This window comes from Variovorax sp. YR566 (assembly GCF_051992195.1).
Lineage (GTDB): Bacteria > Pseudomonadota > Gammaproteobacteria > Burkholderiales > Burkholderiaceae_C > Variovorax.
Genome location: NZ_CP197092.1, coordinates 5,288,173 through 5,304,572, shown reverse-complemented (window position 1 = coordinate 5,304,572; position 16,400 = coordinate 5,288,173). Strand labels below are relative to the sequence as shown.

At 66.9% G+C, this 16,400-nt stretch carries 15 protein-coding genes; 4 read left to right on the top strand and 11 right to left on the bottom strand.

Going from position 1 to position 16,400, the window contains the following annotated elements:
• Positions 1-18 precede the first annotated feature (18 nt).
• The 10 genes from ACTG4X_RS24865 to ACTG4X_RS24820 form a co-directional block, all read right to left on the bottom strand.
• Complete coding sequence (locus tag ACTG4X_RS24865) at positions 19-480, bottom strand: GNAT family N-acetyltransferase (protein ID WP_093080889.1); 462 nt, start codon at positions 478-480, stop codon at positions 19-21.
• Positions 481-531: 51 nt separating this feature from the next.
• Positions 532-1,479, bottom strand: a complete 948-nt coding sequence (locus tag ACTG4X_RS24860) for a CobW family GTP-binding protein (RefSeq protein ID WP_440532160.1) — start codon at positions 1,477-1,479, stop codon at positions 532-534.
• Positions 1,480-1,486: 7 nt separating this feature from the next.
• Entirely contained in the window at positions 1,487-3,163 is a 1,677-nt protein-coding gene (locus tag ACTG4X_RS24855; RefSeq protein ID WP_440532159.1) for an amidohydrolase, read from the bottom strand.
• Positions 3,160-4,197, bottom strand: coding sequence for an ABC transporter ATP-binding protein (locus ACTG4X_RS24850; RefSeq protein ID WP_426389639.1), 1,038 nt, complete (start codon positions 4,195-4,197; stop codon positions 3,160-3,162). Before ACTG4X_RS24850 ends, ACTG4X_RS24855 begins: the two co-directional genes overlap by 4 nt.
• Entirely contained in the window at positions 4,194-5,240 is a 1,047-nt protein-coding gene (locus tag ACTG4X_RS24845) for an ABC transporter ATP-binding protein (RefSeq protein WP_093179642.1), read from the bottom strand. Before ACTG4X_RS24845 ends, ACTG4X_RS24850 begins: the two co-directional genes overlap by 4 nt.
• Positions 5,240-6,157, bottom strand: coding sequence for an ABC transporter permease (locus tag ACTG4X_RS24840; RefSeq protein WP_440532158.1), 918 nt, complete (start codon positions 6,155-6,157; stop codon positions 5,240-5,242). Before ACTG4X_RS24840 ends, ACTG4X_RS24845 begins: the two co-directional genes overlap by 1 nt.
• Positions 6,154-7,131, bottom strand: a complete 978-nt coding sequence (locus ACTG4X_RS24835) for an ABC transporter permease (protein ID WP_307617707.1) — start codon at positions 7,129-7,131, stop codon at positions 6,154-6,156. Before ACTG4X_RS24835 ends, ACTG4X_RS24840 begins: the two co-directional genes overlap by 4 nt.
• A gap of 12 nt (positions 7,132-7,143) precedes the next feature.
• Entirely contained in the window at positions 7,144-8,748 is a 1,605-nt protein-coding gene (locus ACTG4X_RS24830) for an ABC transporter substrate-binding protein (RefSeq protein ID WP_093179643.1), read from the bottom strand.
• A 197-nt stretch (positions 8,749-8,945) separates the two neighbouring features.
• Positions 8,946-10,436, bottom strand: coding sequence for an NAD(P)/FAD-dependent oxidoreductase (locus ACTG4X_RS24825; protein ID WP_097198561.1), 1,491 nt, complete (start codon positions 10,434-10,436; stop codon positions 8,946-8,948).
• Between the two features lie 61 nt (positions 10,437-10,497).
• Positions 10,498-10,893 carry a nuclear transport factor 2 family protein gene (locus tag ACTG4X_RS24820; protein ID WP_093058459.1) on the bottom strand — a complete coding sequence of 132 codons (396 nt, stop codon included), beginning with the start codon at positions 10,891-10,893 and terminating at the stop codon, positions 10,498-10,500.
• A gap of 137 nt (positions 10,894-11,030) precedes the next feature.
• Between ACTG4X_RS24820 and pdxR the strand changes: the two genes are divergently transcribed.
• The 4 genes from pdxR (at position 11,031) to ACTG4X_RS24800 (ending at position 15,450) form a co-directional block, all read left to right on the top strand.
• Positions 11,031-12,569 (top strand): MocR-like pyridoxine biosynthesis transcription factor PdxR, encoded by a 1,539-nt coding sequence (gene pdxR, locus ACTG4X_RS24815; protein WP_093080746.1) that lies wholly within the window; start codon positions 11,031-11,033, stop codon positions 12,567-12,569.
• A 166-nt stretch (positions 12,570-12,735) separates the two neighbouring features.
• Positions 12,736-13,749 carry a taurine ABC transporter substrate-binding protein gene (tauA, locus tag ACTG4X_RS24810; protein ID WP_093058457.1) on the top strand — a complete coding sequence of 338 codons (1,014 nt, stop codon included), beginning with the start codon at positions 12,736-12,738 and terminating at the stop codon, positions 13,747-13,749.
• Between the two features lie 26 nt (positions 13,750-13,775).
• Positions 13,776-14,564 carry a taurine ABC transporter ATP-binding protein gene (locus ACTG4X_RS24805; RefSeq protein ID WP_440532157.1) on the top strand — a complete coding sequence of 263 codons (789 nt, stop codon included), beginning with the start codon at positions 13,776-13,778 and terminating at the stop codon, positions 14,562-14,564.
• Entirely contained in the window at positions 14,557-15,450 is an 894-nt protein-coding gene (locus ACTG4X_RS24800; RefSeq protein WP_093179650.1) for an ABC transporter permease subunit, read from the top strand. The genes ACTG4X_RS24805 and ACTG4X_RS24800 overlap by 8 nt, the downstream gene beginning before the upstream one ends.
• On the opposite strand, the gene ACTG4X_RS24795 is transcribed toward ACTG4X_RS24800, so the two are convergent.
• Positions 15,368-16,381, bottom strand: a complete 1,014-nt coding sequence (locus tag ACTG4X_RS24795; RefSeq protein WP_440532156.1) for a LysR family transcriptional regulator — start codon at positions 16,379-16,381, stop codon at positions 15,368-15,370. The two genes, ACTG4X_RS24800 and ACTG4X_RS24795, sit on opposite strands and share 83 nt — an antisense overlap.
• Positions 16,382-16,400: the final 19 nt, after the last annotated feature.

The following is a 16,400-nucleotide window of genomic DNA, read 5'->3' as shown; positions in this document are numbered from 1 at the left end:
ACCGAAGGCCCCGCGGGCTCAGACCAGCGTGCCGTAGACGATGAACCCGTCGTGCGTTGCGACCTTGTCGTAGAGCGTGCGGCCGGCGGTGTTGGTCACGTGCGTCTGCCAGTACACGCGATGCACGCCCGCATCCTTCGCGCGCTCGTACACACCCTGGATGAGCTGGCGGCCAACGCCACGCCCACGCTCCGACGGCAGCGTGAACAGGTCCTGCAGATAGCAGGTCGGCTCCAGGCGCGTGGTGCTGCGGTGAAAGAGGTAGTGCGTGAGCCCGACCAGCTGGCCATCTCGCTCGGCGACCAGCGCGTGCACCGGCTCGTAGGCATCGAAGAAGCGCTGCCAGGTGGCCTGCGTGATTTCATCGGCGAGCGCGGTCGCACCCTCGCGTCCATAGAAGGCGTTGTAGCCGTCCCAGAGCGGCTTCCATGCCGCGTAGTCTTGCGGCGTCGGCGGGCGAATCAGGAGGGAGGAGGTCATGGCGTCGGTGATCTGCACGTTGAAAGACATGCGATTGCAACATGACCCGGCTCAGGGCGCGAAGAACTCCTTCAGCGCTTCTTCAGGCAACTGTCCGTGCAGGCCGATGGCGACAACGCCGGGGCGCGTGTCATCGGCGGGCGGCGCGGCCTTGCGCAAGCTGCCGTGACGGCCGGCGAACTGCACCTCCGACCATTCGCCGTCGCCAGTGCGCAGCAAGCCTTTGAGCCTCAGCACACCGGGGGGCACCTCGCGCAGCCAGGCGCGCAGCGTGGCGGCGGGAATCGCGGCTTGGGGCCGCGCGCTCCACGTCTGGAACAACGATCCATGATCGGGGTTGTCATGGCCGTGGTGATCGTGACAGTCATGACCGCAGACATGCGGAGCCACATCCACGTGCGACAGCCCCGACAGCAGTGCCAGCGGCACCGCCGATTCAGTCGTCTCGATGCATGGCGTGCCCGGCGCCGTCGCACCGACCCACGCTCTGGCCGCAGCGAGCGCCTCGGCGGACGCAAGGTCGGCCTTGTTCACCACCACGAGGTCGGCCGACTTCAGCTGCCGCACCAGCGTGTCGGCCAGCAGCGGGTCTGCCGACTGCTGCGCCACCGCACTCGCATCCACCAGCACGATCACGCCTTCGAGGCTCAGCTCCGGCGCGGCCATGCCGATCTGCGCGATGCGCCACGGGTCTGACACGCCGCTGGCCTCGATCACCACCGCGTCGAACGGCGTCTTCGCTTCGATCACGTCCACCAGTGCCCGCCCGAGGTCGTCGCCGATCTGGCAGCACACGCAGCCGTTGGTCAGCGCGGTGGTGTCGCCGTGCGTGGCGGCGATGAGTCCGGCGTCGATGTTGAGGGCGCCGAAGTCGTTCACCAGCACCGCCATGCGCAGGCCGTTCGCCTCGCGCAGCCAGCGGTTGAGCAGCGTGGTCTTGCCCGCGCCCAGGAAGCCGCCGATGACGGTGAGCGGCAGGCGCTTTTTCTTCGGCGTCATGCGTTCTTCAAGCCCCTTGCGCCTCGAACACGCGGCCCGACAGCACTGTGCCCCACACGCGCGCGTCCTTCAGCGCCATCGGGTCCATCTCCAGCGGATCGTCTTCCAGCACGCAGAAGTCGGCGCGCTTGCCACATTCGATGCTGCCGATCTCGTCGTCGAGCTTCAGCGTCCACGCCGCACCGAGCGTGATGGCGCGCAATGCCTGCGGCACGCTGATGCGCTCGGCCTCGCCCAGCAGCCGGCCCTTGGGCGTGATGCGGTTCACGGCGCACCATGCAGTGAAGAGCGGCCCGAGCGGCGTGACGGGCGCATCGGAGTGGATGGCCAGCGGCACGCCCGCCGCCAGCGCGCTGCCGCAGGCGTCGAGCCGGTTCGCGCGGTCGGGGCCCATGGTCATTTCGTAGTGCTGGTCGCCCCAGTACCAGATGTGGTTGGCGAACAGGTTGGCGCACAGGCCCAGCGATGCCATGCGGCGGAACAGCGGCGCGTCGATCATCTGGCCATGCTGCAACGTGTGGCGGTGGTCGGGGCGCGGGGCTCGTGCGAGCACGCGGCCGATGGCGTCGATGGCAACCTCGCTGGCTTCGTCGCCGTTGGTGTGAGTGTGGATGGTGAGCCCGGCCCGGTGATAGGTCTCGAAGTCGGCCTCGTACTGCGCGGGCGCAGTCACCCAGATGCCGTTGGGTGCGCCGTTGAAATGCCCCGGCCAGCGCAGCCGCGCCGAGAAGCCCTGGATAGAGCCGTCGAGCATCATCTTCACGAGGCCGTAGCGCAGGCGGTCGGTGTTGCGCGGCATCAGGCCCTTCACATGCTCCGCTCCCTGCGCGGCGCCATGCGTGCCGTGAAAGGCCTGGAACGCGGGCAATATGCGCACGCCGAAGCCGTCGTCCTGCGTCACCGTTTCGAGCACGCCGCAGTCTTCGGGCGTGAGCTTGTTGACGAGGTCGGTCGCGGTGGTCACGCCCTGCAGGCAGGCCAGCCGCGCGAAAGAGCGCACACCGGCTTCGGTCATCGGCGCGAGCAGGCCGGCGTTGCCGATCTTGCGCAGCACAAGAAACATGGCGGCCGGTTCCTGCAGTTCACCGGTGGGCTCGCCTTCGCTGGTGCCGCTCGCGAACTTGACCACGCCTTCGACCTCGTTGTCGCGCGTGATCTCGGCGATGTTCAACATCGCGCTGTTGACGTTCATCAGGTGGCCGTTTGCATGACCGATGACGATGGGCCGCGTGCTGCTCGCACGGTCGACGTGCTGCACCGTCATGCGCTCGCCGCCGAAGTAGATGGGATCGAACCCCCAGGCGATGAACGGCTCGGTGTCGGGTACGCCGTCGGCCGTCATCTTCGCGGCCACTTCGCTCAGGCGAGCGACCACCTCGTCCATGGACCGCAGGCCGCTCCACACCTTGCCTTCGGGGTCACGGCGGTCGAACCAGCCGAGGTACGTCCAGTCCCACATGCTGCCTTCCTTCAGGTGGCAGTGGCCTTCGACGAGGCCGGGCATCAGCACCTTGCCGGCAAAGCGCTCGTCGAGCGTGAAGGGGCCCCAGCCCTGAATGTCCGCCAGCGCGCCGACGGCAAGCACGCGGCCATCGCGCACCGCCACGTGAGTGGCGTGCGGCTGCATCGGGTTCATGGTGATGATCTTGCGGGCGGCGTAGACGGTGGTGTTGCTGGTGCTCATGGCGATGTGGGAATCGAAAGAGGAGGGCGCGGCAAGCCGTCGACGACATCGACGCGCCTGCAGCGTACCCAATGATCGGGCGCGACTTCGCGCAGCGGCGGCAGTTCGGCCGCGCAGGCCGGCTCCGCCACGGGGCAGCGGCCGGCAAAGCGGCAGCCCTGCGGCGGGTTGATGGGGCTCGGCGGATCTCCGCTGAGCTTGATGCGGTTCGCCGCGCGCCGCCGCCCGCCGCTTACCGTGGGCACGGCCGACATCAGTGCCACGCTGTACGGATGCAGCGGCCGCGCGAAGAAGCTGCGCCGCGGCGCGCGCTCGACGATCTGGCCGAGGTACATCACCGCGATGTCGTCGCAGATGTGCTCCACCACCGCCATGTCGTGCGAGATGAAGAGATAGGTCAGGCCCAGCTCGCGTTGCAGACGGGCGAGCAGGTTCAGTATCTGCGCGCGAATGGCGATGTCGAGTGCCGACACAGGTTCGTCGCACACCACCAGCTCCGGGTTGGTGGCCAGCGCCCGCGCAATGTTGATGCGCTGGCGCTGCCCGCCCGAGAACTGGTGCGGAAACAGGTGCTGCTGCTCGGGCCGCAGGCCCACCGCCTCGAACAGCTCTGCCACACGGCGCGTGCGTTCTTCCGGCGTGCCCACCCGCATCAGGTCGAGCGGCGCGCGCACCGCTGCGCCAGCCCTCTCGCGCGGATTGAGCGAGGAGAACGGGTCCTGAAAAATGATCTGCATGCGCGTGCGCGCCTGCCGCAATGCTTCGCCCTGCAGCGCGCCCAGGTCGGTGTCGCCAAGCCGCATGCGGCCCGAGGTAACGGGCGACAGCCGCATCACTGCGAGCGCGGTCGTGGTCTTGCCCGAGCCCGATTCGCCGACCACCGCGAGCGTGCTGCCGCGGCGCACCTCGAAAGAGACGCCATCCACCGCCTTCACCACCTCGGGCGTGCGGCCCCAGCCGGCCTTGCCGCGCGGAAAGTGCACCTTCAGGTCATCGACCGAAAGCAGTGTGTCGGTCTTGCCGATGAATGTCATGCGGCCTCTCTTTCGCGTTGGTCGAGCGCTTCGGCATGCAGCCAGCAGGCCGCGCCGTGCGGCACGCCAGCGGCCACATTGCCGTGCAGCGCGAACATCGGCGGCACTTCGGAGGCGCAGCGTGCCATTGCGCGCGGGCAGCGTTCTCGAAAGGCGCAGCCCGTGCCCAGCTCCCAGATCGAAGGCACCACGCCTGCGATCTCAGCCAGGTCTTCACGCGCATCGTCGTCGTACGCCGCGCTGCTGCCGAGCTCGGGCAGGCAATCGATCAGCCCGCGCGTGTAGGGGTGGCCGGGCTCCGACAGCACCTGCTCGGTTGTGCCTTGTTCGATCACGCGGCCCGCGTACATCACCATCACGCGGTCGGCCATCTCGGCGACCGCGCCCATGTCGTGCGTGATGAGCATGATGGCCGTGCCCTTCTCGCGCTGCAACTCGCGCAGCAGGTCGAAGATCTGCGCCTGTACCGTCACGTCGAGCGCAGTGGTGGGTTCGTCGGCAATGAGGATGTCGGGGCGACAGGCCAGCGCCATCGCGATCATCACGCGCTGGCGCATGCCGCCGGAGAGCTGGTGCGGGTACTCGTCCACGCGCCGCTCGGGCGCAGGAATACCCACCTGCTGCAGCATCTCGATGGCGCGCTGCCTCGCTGCGCGTGCGTTCATGCCCGCATGCAGCTGAAGCGATTCGCCGATCTGGTCGCCCACGGTGAACACCGGGTTCAGCGATGTCATCGGCTCCTGGAAGATCATCGAGATGCGGTTGCCGCGCACCTCGCGCATGCGTGCATCGGTGGCCTGCACCAGGTCTTCGCCCTGGAACAGCACCCGGCCATCGCGGATGCGGCCCGGCGGCGAGGGAATGAGCCGCAGCAGCGCCAGTGCCGTCATGCTCTTGCCGCAGCCCGATTCGCCGACCACGCACAGCGTTTCGCCGGCGCGGATCTCGAAGTCGACCCCGTTGAGCACCAGCGCCTGGCCTCGCCTTGTCTTGAACTCGACGTGCAAGTCCTGCACGCGCAGCAGTGCGTCGTCGTTCGTCATCAGCGTTCCCTCAGCTTGGGGTTGAGGGCGTCGTTCAGGCCGTCGCCGATCAGGCTCACGGCCAGCACGGTGATAAAGATCGCCGCACCGGGAAAGGCCACGGCCCACCAGCACGAAAGCACGTACTGCCGGCTGGAGCCAATCATCAGCCCCCAGCTCATCTGGTTCGGATCACCCAGCCCGAGGAAGGACAGGCCCGCCTCGAACAGAATTGCAGCGCCGATGGCCAGCGTGGCCGACACCACCAGCGGCGGCAGCGCGTTCGGCAAGATCACCTTCCAGATGATGCGAGCGTCGCGTGCGCCGATGGCACGCTCTGCCCGCACGAACTCCAGCCCGCGAAATTTCATGAACTCGGCACGCGTGAGCCGCGCGGTGCCGGTCCAGCTCACGATGCCGATGGCCAGCGTCACCGTTACCAGCGTGGGCGAGAACAGCGTTACCACCACCATCGCGAACAGCAGCGCAGGCAGCACCTGGAAGAACTCGGTCAGCTTCATCAGCGCCGCATCGACCTTGCCGCCGTAGTAGCCCGCGAAGGCGCCGAGCGTGATGCCGATCAGCACCGAGAGCAACGCGGCCACCGCACCCACCAGCAGCGTGGCGCGCCCGCCGTAGATCAGCGCGGTGAGCACGTCGCGGCCCAGGTAGTCGCTGCCGAGCCAGGCGTCCTCGCTGAAGGGCGGCGTGAGCGGCGCGGCCTTGATCTCGAACGGATCGGCCGGGTAGAGCCATGGCCCGGCAATGGCCACGAGCAGCACGACCAGCAGCATCGCCATGCCGGCGATGGCGGCAGGGTTGCGCAGGAACATGCGCATCGCTTCCACCCCCGGATGCTCGACGCGCACGGCGGGTTTTGCCTGGGCCTTGGAAGATGCGGCAGCAGCAGCGGTAGGCATCGTGATCACCTTGCTCATGAGGCCTTGATCCGTGGATCGATGAAGCGGTAGCACAGGTCGGTGAGCTGGTTCATCACCACCACCACGATGGAAGAGAACAGCAGCACGCCGAGAATGGTCGGGTAGTCGCGCCGCAGCACCGACTCGAAGGCCAGCCGGCCGAGGCCCGGCCAGTTGAACACCGTCTCCACCAGAATGGCGCCGGCCAGCACGTTGCCGAACTGCAGCCCCAGCACCGTGACCACCGGCAGCAGTGCGTTGCGCAGCGCATGCTTGTAGAGCACCACGCGGTCGGCCAGCCCTTTTGCGCGAGCGGTGCGGATGAAGTCGGAGCCCAGCACGTCGAGCATCGACGAGCGCGCAAGCCGGCTGTACTGCGCGAGGTACACCAGGCTCAGCGTGAGCGTGGGCAGCACCAGGTGCTGTGCCACGTCGAGCATGTCCGCGAAGCCGCCGGTGCCAGTCGAGTCGATGGAGCGCATGCCCGCGACAGGAAGAATCGGAAACACCGATGCCAGCAGGATCACCAGCATGATCCCCAGCCAGAACACCGGCGCGGCGAAGCCCACCAGCGACAGCACGGTGATGAACTGCGACAGCAACCCGTTCGGCCTGCGCGAAGACAGCACGCCCAGCGCAGTACCCACGAAGAAGGCCAGCAGCACCGAGCTGAGCACCAGCAGCAGCGTGGCCGGTACGCGCTCGGCGATCATGCTCGTCACCGGCAGGTTGAAGAAGTACGAATAACCCAGGTCGCCCTGCGCCACCTTGCCCAGGTACACGCCGAGCTGTACCGGCAGCGACTTGTCGAGCCCGTACTGCGTGCGCAGCTGCGCCATCAGCTCGGGCGACATGCCGCCGCTGGCGCCGGCAATGGTTTCCACCGGGTCGCCCGGCGCCGCGTGCACCAGCACGAAATTGAGCACCACCACCGCGAACACCAGGCCCAGGGCCTGGAGCAGTCGCGAGGCGGTGTAGCGAAGCGTGCCCATGTCGTGCCCGCCTTACTTGATGTACACCTCGTCGAGCGGCGACAGCGGCCCCCAGATGGTGGTCGGCACGTTGCCCACCTTCTTGCTGGTGATGGTGTGGTACGGCACCTGGTTGATGAACTCGATGGGCAGCTCGTCGGTCACGATCTTCTGGAAGGTTGCGTAGTAGGCCTTGCGCTGCGTCGGGTCGATCAGGCCGCCTGCGGTGTTGAGCAGTTCGTCGACCTTCGGGTTGGCGTACGACTGCGTGTTGGTCCACACAATGGGCTTGATGTTGGTCGACAGGTAGGTGCGGTGCACGCCGATGATCGGGTCGCCCCAGTTGAACACGGCGTCCATCGACATGTCGAAGTCGTGCGAGGCCAGGCGCTTGGCCCAGGCCGGGAAGTCGGCCGAGGCGCGCACCTCCACCGTGATGCCCACTTTCTTGAGCTGGCCTCGGATGTACTCGGCCACGTTCTTCTGCTGGTCGTCGCCGCCGGGCAGGTAGTCGATGGTGAGCTTGAAGCGCTCGCCGCCTGCGCCTGCCTTGTAGCCCGCGGCGTCGAGCATTTCGCCGGCCTTCTTCAGGTCGAGCGGGTAGCGCACGAGGTCGGGCACGGCAAAGGGGCTGCTGGCCACCAGCGGGCCGTCGGACACGGTGGCAAAGCCGCCCATCAGCGCCTTGGTGATGAAGTTCTTGTCGATGGACGTGGCGATGGCCTTGCGCACCTGCACGTCCGACAGCGGCTTCTTCGCAGTGTTGAAGGCCAGCCAGTTGAGCGGGCCGATGCCGTCGTAGCCCTTGGGCGTGAGCGACACCCTGGGGTCGTTCGCGAAGCGCTTCAGGTCGGTGGGCAGCGTGGCGAAGGGCAGCATCTGGATGTCGCCGCGCTCCAGCCCGAGCACCAGGCTCGCCATGTCGGGCGTGACGTTGACGATGATCTTGTCGAGGTAAGGCTTGCCGGGCAGGAAGAACTTGTCGAAGCGCTCCAGCACGATGCGCTGCGCTGGCTTGAACTCGGTCACGCGGAAGGGGCCCGAGCCGATCACGTCGGTGGTGTTGCGCGGATGGTTCTTCAGGTCTTGCCCGTCGCCGTAGATGTGCTTGGGAAGAATGGGGCACAGCGCCGGCGACATTGCCAGCACGATGGCCGGGTGCGGCACGCTCATGCGGATGATGGCCGTGTACGCATCGGGCGTTTCCACCTTCTCGACCGGGCCGAGCATGGTGGTGAACGGATGGTTGGCCTTGATGGCCATGATGGAGAAGGCCACGTCGGCCGAGGTGACGGGCTTGCCGTCATGGAACACGGCATCTTTGCGCAGCTTGAGCGTGAGCGACTTGCCGTCGTCGGCCAGCTTCCACGACTCGGCCAGGTAGGGCTGCGGATTCCACTTGTCGTCGAAGCGCAGCGGGCTCGCAAAGATCTGCGTCGAGGGCAGGGCGGTGGCAATGCCCGACTGCACCGCGCCGTTCAGGTGCCGGGGCGTCTGCGTGCTGCCGATGACCAGCGTGCCGCCGCGCTTGGGCTCGTCGGCCGCGGAGGCGGGCAGCGGAAGCAGGGTGCTCGCGGCCAGGAGCGCGGCGGAAAGCAGTGTGGTGCGGCGCGTGAAAAGAGAAAGCGGGAGCTGCATGACAAGACCTCGGAGAGTTCGACACAGGCAATCGGATTCGGCCAACGCCAACGCGAAGACCTTGTGTCGAAGATAGGCGCTTGGTACACACCGGCGAAGAGCCAACGCGGCACGACTCACAGGGCCAGAAGGGGCGGGTTTGCCCCGTTGTGCAGCAGGGCGTGCGCCACTTCGGTGAATGCGCGCAGGCGGTGCGCCTACTTCTCGTCGCGCAGCCAGTACCACTTGTAGAGCATGCGCTGGCCGATGCGCCGGAACGGCGCGAACGCGCGCGACTCGACCACCCCCAGCACGTTGGGAAAGGGCAGCGGCGAGCGGTAGATGGGCAGCTCGAACACGTCCTTGCCCGAGTCCTTGCCCGCCACGCGCTCGGCCAGCCGCTTGCCCGCCCAGGTCGAGAACGACACGCCGTTGCCGCCGTAGCCCACCGCGTACCAGATCTTCTTGCCGGCATCGGGCTGCGTGATGCGCGGCATCATGTCGTGGCTCATGTCGACCCAGCCCCACCACGAGTAGTCGATGCGGATGCCCGCCAGCGGCGGGAACTTGCGCGCGATGGCGTCGGTGAGCAGCTTCAGGTGCACCGGGCCTTCGGCGTCGGCGCCGCTCACGGCGCTGCGGCTGCCGATCTGCAGCCGGTTGCCCTTGAGCAGCCGGTAGTAGAAGCGCAGCGTGCGCGTGTCGGTCAGGAAAGTCTGCGACTTGAAGTTGGTGGCTTGCAACTCGGCATCGGTGAGCGGGCGCGTGACCACCGAGTTCGACAGGATCGGCATGATCCGGTTCTTCAGCAGCGGATTGAGCGCCTGCCCCGTGTAGCCACCGGTGCACACCGCCACGCGGCGCGCGCGCACCACGCCGGCCGGCGTCTGCAGGTGGTGCACGCCGTCGATGGTCTGCCAGCCTTGCACGGGGCTGGATGTGTGCACCGTCACGCCCAGCGCGCGGGCGCGCCGCATCAGGCCGAAGGTGAACTTCAGCGGGTGGATGCCCACGCCCTCGGCCTCGTACATCGCGCCGACGGTCTCGCGCTCGTCGCAGTAGTCGTGGCGCACTTCCTCGGCGCTCATCATGCGGGTGGCGTAGCCGAACTTCTCGCGCATGAGCCGTGCCTCGGCATCGAGGCCGGCGAGCTTTTCAGGGCGGTGTGCGAGGTAGAGGTGGCCGCCGTCGTAGGCGTCGCAGTCGATCTGCGTGGTGAGGTGGCGAAAGTTCTCGAAGCCGCTGCGGATCTCGGCGTCGAGCCGCTTGGCGGTGTCGAGGCCCCAGCGTTCGATCCACTGCGAACGCTTGAGCCGGCCGCTCGCGTTCTGGCCCTGGCCGCCGCTGCGGCTGGAGCAACCCCATGCGGCCTGGTTGGCTTCGAGCACGGTGGCGCGGATGCCGTGTTCCTGCGCGAGGTAGAGCGCGGTCGACATGCCGGTGGCGCCCGAGCCGATGATGGCCACGTCTACATCGATGTCGCGCAGCAGCGGGCCGTCGTCTTCCGGCGGCTCGCCGGCGCTGGCCACCCACCAGGTGGGTGCGTAGGCGCGGCCAGCGCCGGGGTCGGGCGCGCGCAGCGGGTCGTACTGCGGGTCGTAGGGGCGGAAAGGGGCCTGCGGCGGCTGCTGCTCGAACGCTGCGGCGTCGATGGCCGCGCTGGCGGTGGCCGTGGCGGAGGCGAACTGCACGGTGCCTGTCATGGTCATGAAGGGCTCCAGGAGAAGGGGAAGAAGAGGGCCGGAAAGAAGTGGGCCGAGGCGTGCTTGCCTACTTCGCGGCGGGCAGGTTCGGGCGTGCCTTGCGGAACACGTTCTTCAGGTGGATCTTTCCGCCCTTGAAGGTGAAGACGTCGATGCCGTCGGTCTCGATGCGACTGCCGTCGGCGGCGGTGCCGGTGAAGGTCCACTGCGAGGTGCCGAAGTCTCCGTGCACGAAGTGCTGGCCGTTGATCCATTGCGCGTCGGGCACGGCTTGCCATGCTGCGGCAAAGGCCTTGCGCACCGCCTCGGTGCCAACGTGGCGGGTGCCGCAGGCGTCGGGGCCGGCGGCGGTCTGGAAGATGCAGTCGGCCGTCATGAAGCTCATGAGGGCGTCGATGTCGTGGCGGTTCCAGGCGTCGCTGAAGGCGGCAAGGGTGTCGGTGGTCACTGAAGTGGAAGGCATTGCGGTCACGCGGGAACTCCGGAAATTGATGCGGCAAGAGTAGGCAGCCGCCTGCCGGCGCGATAGGGCCAGTTGGGAGGATTCGACCGAGCCAGAGCACCACGAACTGCGTGCGCTGCCCTAAACTGCGGCGCACCATGCCCCCGAATCCGCGAGCCACCCAGTGGGCGCAGCTCTTCGCGCTGCCCGATCAACCGGCGCTGCCGCTGCAGGCCCGTTTGCGCGCCGCCGTGGTGCAGGCCATTCTTGAAGAGCACCTGGCGCCCGGTGCGCCGCTGCCTTCGTCGCGCGAGCTTGCGGCGCTGTTGGGGCTGAGCCGCAATACCGTTACCTCGGCGTACCTGCAGCTCATTGACGAGGGCTTTCTGGAGGCGCGTCCGCGCAGCGGGGTGTTCGTGGCGCACGATGCCCGTCCGCTTTCAGCCGTTCATGCGGAGCCGCTGGTCGGGCGCAGCGGGCAGGCGAGCCAGCCGCCCGACTGGTCGGGTCGCGTGCTGCGCTCGCTGGTCGACAAGCCAACGCTGTCGAAACCCGACCGGTGGCGCGACTATCCGTACCCTTTTGTCTACGGCAACTACGACCCGCAGCTCTTTCCCACTGAAGACTTCCGCGAGTGCTGCGCGCGCAGCCTGGCGCGCTCGCAGCTGCCGCACTGGACGCCCGACTTCGAAACCGACGACGTGCCCGACCTGATCGAGCAGATCCGCACGCGCCTCTTGCCCAAGCGCGGCGTGTTCGCGCTCAAGGAAGAAATCCTCGTGACCATGGGCGCGCAGCATGCCTACTACCTGCTGGCCGAGGCGCTGTTCGACGAGCAGACGCGCGTGGGGCTGGAGGAGCCGGGGCATCCGCATGCACGCAACAGCTTCTCGCTGCGGCAGCCCAAGTGGGTGGAGGTGGATGTCGATGAAGACGGGCTGGTGGTCGATGCGCTACCGGCGGCGGACTACCTGTTCGTTACGCCCTCGCACCAGAGCCCCACGACCGCAACGCTGAGCCTCGAACGGCGCCAGTGGCTGCTGCGCAAGGCCGAGTTGCAGGACTTCGTGATCATCGAGGACGACTACGAGGCCGAGAACCTGTACGAAGGCACGCCCATGCCAGCGCTCAAGAGCCTGGACAAGACGGGGCGGGTGATCTACGTGGGGTCGGTGTCGAAGAGCCTGTCGCCTGCCTTGCGGCTGGGCTTTATCGTGGCGCCGCGTGCGCTCATCAAGGAGCTGCGCGTGATCCGGCATGCGATGGTGCGGCACCCGAGTGCCTTCCTGCAGCATGCGTATGCGCTGTTTCTCTCGCTGGGGCACCACGAGTCGCATGCGCGGCGGGTGAACCACGCGATGCAGGAGCGGCTTGCGCTGGCTGCCCAGGCGCTGCGAGACCATCTGCCCGATTTCGAGTTCCGGCTGCCTTCTGGCGGGGCTTCGATCTGGGTGCAGGCGCCGACGTGGGTGGATGCCACCGAGCTGTCGCTGATGGCGCGCAACCATGGGGTGCTGATCGAGGCGGGCGATGTGTTCTTTGCGAAGCCGCCCTATCCGTGCCCCTTCTTCCGGCTGCGCCTGTCTTCCATTGCGGCCTCGCAGATTCCGGCGGGGATCCGGGCCCTGGGAATAGCGGTGGAAGAACTGGCTTTGGCGCGCGGTGAGAAGCGGCCGGCGGGCGGCCGGACCCACTGACCGGCTGGAGAGTCCGGGGGAGGCAACGCCCCGTCTGAGTGCCATGTGCACCAGAACAAGGGTATTCACCCATCGGCTGGCTCCATGCTCGCCCCGGTGCTGGTACTTCCTGGCTGGAGGCGATGCGTGCAAAGTCGCTGCGAGATTCACCTACTGGAGAAACCCGATGACCATGTCCCGCCGTCTCCCCCTGCAACTCGCCGTGCTGGCCACCACGCTGGCAGCCTTGTGCGGCACCGCTTCCGCACAGCAGGCCAAGGAACTCACCTTCGCCCACCAGGACATGCTGGTTCCACTGCGTCTCGTCATGGAGTCCGGCGAGGTCGAGAAGGCCACGGGCTACAAGATCAACTGGCGCATGTTCGCGGGCGGCGGCGACGTGATCCGCGCGATGGCTTCAGGCGACGTGCAGATGGGTGAAACCGGCTCCAGCCCGCTGACGGCCGCGGCCAGCCAGGGGCAGGACATCAAGCTGTTCTGGATCTCCGCCGACATCGCGAATGCGGAAGCGCTCATCGCGCGCAATGCATCGGGCATCAACAGCATGAAGGACCTGGCCGGCAAGAAAGTGGCCACGCCCTTCGTGTCGACCGCGCACTACCAGCTCATGGCCGGCATGAAGATGGACGGCGTCGACCCCAAGAGCGTGAATGTGATGAACATGCGCCCGCCGGAGATCGCGGCCGCATGGGAGCGCGGCGACATCGACGCCACTTTCATCTGGGACCCGGTGCTCTCGAAGATCAAGGCCAGCGGCAAGACCATCGCCACCTCGGGCAGCATCGGCAAGCGCGGCGCGCCCACCTTCGAGGGCATCGTGGTCAACGCCAAGTGGGCGGCCGCGAATGAGCCTTTCATGATTGCCTTCGTGAAGGCACTCAACCGCGCGAACGAGGAATACAAGGCAACGGGCAAGAGCTGGACGCCCGACTCGCCGCAGACCAAGGCCATGGCCAAGTGGACCAAGGCCGATCCGAAGGACGTTGGTGCAGCGATGGCGCTGTACACCTTCCCGACGATGGCCGAGCAGGTTTCGCCGACGTGGCTGGGCGGTGGTGCTGCCAAGGCGATGGCTAATACGGCGGCCTTCTTGAAGGAGCAGGGGCGGGTGCAGGAGGTGAAGCCTGACTACGGCGCGTTCGTGACCACTACTTATGTCGAGAAGGCAATGGGCAAGTAGCAACGAACGGAAATCGGAGATCTGAAATGCCCACGCTAGACATCCGAGACCTGACGGTCAACTACGCGGTAAAGGGCGGCACGCTGCAGGCGCTGGCCCCCGTCAACCTCACGATGCACGACGGCGACTTCGTCGTAGCGCTAGGCGCCTCGGGCTGCGGCAAGACCACGCTGCTCAACAGCATCGCCGGCTTCCTGCCGCCATCGACCGGCGAGATATTGCTGGATGGCAAACCGGTGGTCGGCCCCGGCGCCGACCGCGGCGTGGTGTTCCAGAAGCACGCATTGATGCCTTGGCTCAACGTGCGCGACAACGTGGCGCTGGGCCTGCGACTGGCCGGCGTGGGCAAGGCCGAGCGCGATCGCATCGCCGGAGAAAAGCTCGGCCTCGTCGGCCTGCAGAAATACGCCGACCGCGCGGTGTATGAGTTGTCGGGCGGCATGCAGCAGCGCGTTGGCATTGCGCGCGCACTCGCCAGCGACCCGGCCGTGCTGCTCATGGACGAACCCATGGGCGCGCTCGATGCTTTCACACGCGAACAGGTGCAAGAGATTCTTCTGCAAGCCTGGTCCAAGTCGAACAAGATGGTGTTCTTCATCACCCACTCGGTGGAAGAGGCGCTGTTCCTCGCCACCCGGCTGATCGTGATGAGCCCGAGCCCCGGGCGCATATCGCACGTCTACGACGACGTGCCTTTCTCTCGCCAGTACCTGTCGCACGGCGACTCGCGCAAGGTGAAGTCGGAGCCCGGATTCATCCGCATGCGTGAAGAAGTGCTGTCGATCATTCATCATCGCGAGGTTGCCCATGTCTGAGGTGTCGATCGCATCCCCCGTCGCCATGACGCCACCGCCTTCCAAGCCTGCCACCCCGCCAGTACTGCCTGCACCCGCAGCAGGCGCCAAGCTCAAGACCAGCGCCTTCAAGGTGCCGGGCGAAGGCTCGAGCGTGGCCATCAGCATCGTCACCGTTGTGGCGTTGGTGGCGCTGTGGTTCATCGTTACCAACATGGGCTGGGTCAAGCCGCTGTTCCTGCCCACGCCGCAGGCGGTGTTCCAGCAGTTCTACGAATACCTCACCGGCCAGGCCAACGACAAGCCGCTGTGGCAGCACTTTCTTGCCAGCATGTTCCGCGTGTTCTCGGCCTTCTTCCTGGCCTGCGTCACCGCCATTCCAGTGGGCATTGCGATGGGCATGAGCCGCTTCTGGCGCGGCATCTTCGATCCGCCGCTGGAGTTCTACCGGCCGCTGCCGCCGCTGGCATACCTGCCACTCATCATCATCTGGTTTGGCATTGACGAGCTGCCGAAGGTGCTGCTGATCTTTTTGAGTTGCTTCGCGCCGCTGGCGCTGGCCGCGCGCTCTGGCATGCGCAGTGCATCACAAGAGCAGATCAACGCCGCGTACTCGATGGGCGCGAGCTACATGCAGGTGATCCGCCACGTGATATTGCCGTCGGCATTGCCCGACATCCTTGTGGGCATGCGCATCGCCATCGGCTTCGGCTGGACCACGCTGGTGGCCGCCGAGATGGTGGCGGCGAACATGGGGCTGGGTCAGATGGTGCTGAATGCGTCGAACTTCCTGCGCACCGACATCGTCATCATGGGCATCATCGTCATCGGGGTGGTTGCTTATCTGTTCGACCTGCTGATGCGGTGGCTCGAGCGACGTCTGGTGCCCTGGAAAGGGCGCATGTAATCGGCGCCATGTGCACGGGCTGCTGTGGCGGCAGCGCCGGGCCTTCGGCCAGCGCGCCCATCGATTGCTCCAGGAAGTCGAGCATCGCGCGCATCGCGGCGCTGTTGTGGCGGCGCTGCGAATACGCGGCATACAGCCAGTGCTCGCGCGGCATGTGCTCGCGCAGCACCGGCACCAGTGCCCCGCGCTCCAGGTGCGACTGCGCCAGCGGCTCGGGCACATAGGCCACGCCCACACCACGCAGAGCCAGCTCGATCAGCGCCACGGCGTCGTTGGCTTCCATGCGGCTGTGCACCGGCACGTCGTACGGCTTGCCGCCGGTCTCGAAGGGCAGGTGGGTGGTCGGCTTCGCCGAGAAGCTCAGCACATCGTGCCGGCCCAGGTCTTCGGGCGTCTGCGGCATGCCGCGCTGGGCCCAGTAGGCCGGCGTGGCGCAGACCACCATGTCGAACTGCACCAGCCGGCGCACGATCAGGTTCATGTCGTCGATGCGCCCGCCCGTCAGGTGGATGTCGATGCCTTCCTCGATCAGGTCGAGGTTGTCGTTGGTGAACACCAGGCTCACGTACACATCGGGATAGAGCTTGATGAACCCGGCGATCACGTCAGAGAGCCAGCCGGCGATCAGCCCGTGCGGCGCGCTCATGCGCAACCGCCCGCGCGGGTGCGAACCATGGGCCTGCAGGTCGTTCAGCGTGTTCTCGGCCATCGTCACCAGTTGCGTGCTGCGGTCGAGCAGCACCTGGCCGGCATCGGTCAGGCTCAGGGAGCGGGTGGAGCGGTTCAGCAGGCGCACGCCGCTGCGGGTTTCGAGCTCTGCCACATAGCGGCTGACCGTGGCTTTCGACATGCCCAGCGAAATCGCCGCGCGGGAGAAGCTGCGCCGGAACGCGACTTCACGGAATGTTTTGATGAGATCGAGGCCGTCCATGGTGGAGGCATTGTTCCAG

Coding starts and splice junctions, on each gene's coding strand:
- ACTG4X_RS24865 (WP_093080889.1), bottom strand. CDS start 480: ATGACCTCCTCCCTCCTGATTCGCCCGCCGACGCCGCAAGACTACGCG.
- ACTG4X_RS24860 (WP_440532160.1), bottom strand. CDS start 1,479: ATGACGCCGAAGAAAAAGCGCCTGCCGCTCACCGTCATCGGCGGCTTC.
- ACTG4X_RS24855 (WP_440532159.1), bottom strand. CDS start 3,163: ATGAGCACCAGCAACACCACCGTCTACGCCGCCCGCAAGATCATCACC.
- ACTG4X_RS24850 (WP_426389639.1), bottom strand. CDS start 4,197: ATGACATTCATCGGCAAGACCGACACACTGCTTTCGGTCGATGACCTG.
- ACTG4X_RS24845 (WP_093179642.1), bottom strand. CDS start 5,240: ATGACGAACGACGACGCACTGCTGCGCGTGCAGGACTTGCACGTCGAG.
- ACTG4X_RS24840 (WP_440532158.1), bottom strand. CDS start 6,157: ATGAGCAAGGTGATCACGATGCCTACCGCTGCTGCTGCCGCATCTTCC.
- ACTG4X_RS24835 (WP_307617707.1), bottom strand. CDS start 7,131: ATGGGCACGCTTCGCTACACCGCCTCGCGACTGCTCCAGGCCCTGGGC.
- ACTG4X_RS24830 (WP_093179643.1), bottom strand. CDS start 8,748: ATGCAGCTCCCGCTTTCTCTTTTCACGCGCCGCACCACACTGCTTTCC.
- ACTG4X_RS24825 (WP_097198561.1), bottom strand. CDS start 10,436: ATGACCATGACAGGCACCGTGCAGTTCGCCTCCGCCACGGCCACCGCC.
- ACTG4X_RS24820 (WP_093058459.1), bottom strand. CDS start 10,893: ATGCCTTCCACTTCAGTGACCACCGACACCCTTGCCGCCTTCAGCGAC.
- pdxR (WP_093080746.1), top strand. CDS start 11,031: ATGCCCCCGAATCCGCGAGCCACCCAGTGGGCGCAGCTCTTCGCGCTG.
- tauA (WP_093058457.1), top strand. CDS start 12,736: ATGACCATGTCCCGCCGTCTCCCCCTGCAACTCGCCGTGCTGGCCACC.
- ACTG4X_RS24805 (WP_440532157.1), top strand. CDS start 13,776: ATGCCCACGCTAGACATCCGAGACCTGACGGTCAACTACGCGGTAAAG.
- ACTG4X_RS24800 (WP_093179650.1), top strand. CDS start 14,557: ATGTCTGAGGTGTCGATCGCATCCCCCGTCGCCATGACGCCACCGCCT.
- ACTG4X_RS24795 (WP_440532156.1), bottom strand. CDS start 16,381: ATGGACGGCCTCGATCTCATCAAAACATTCCGTGAAGTCGCGTTCCGG.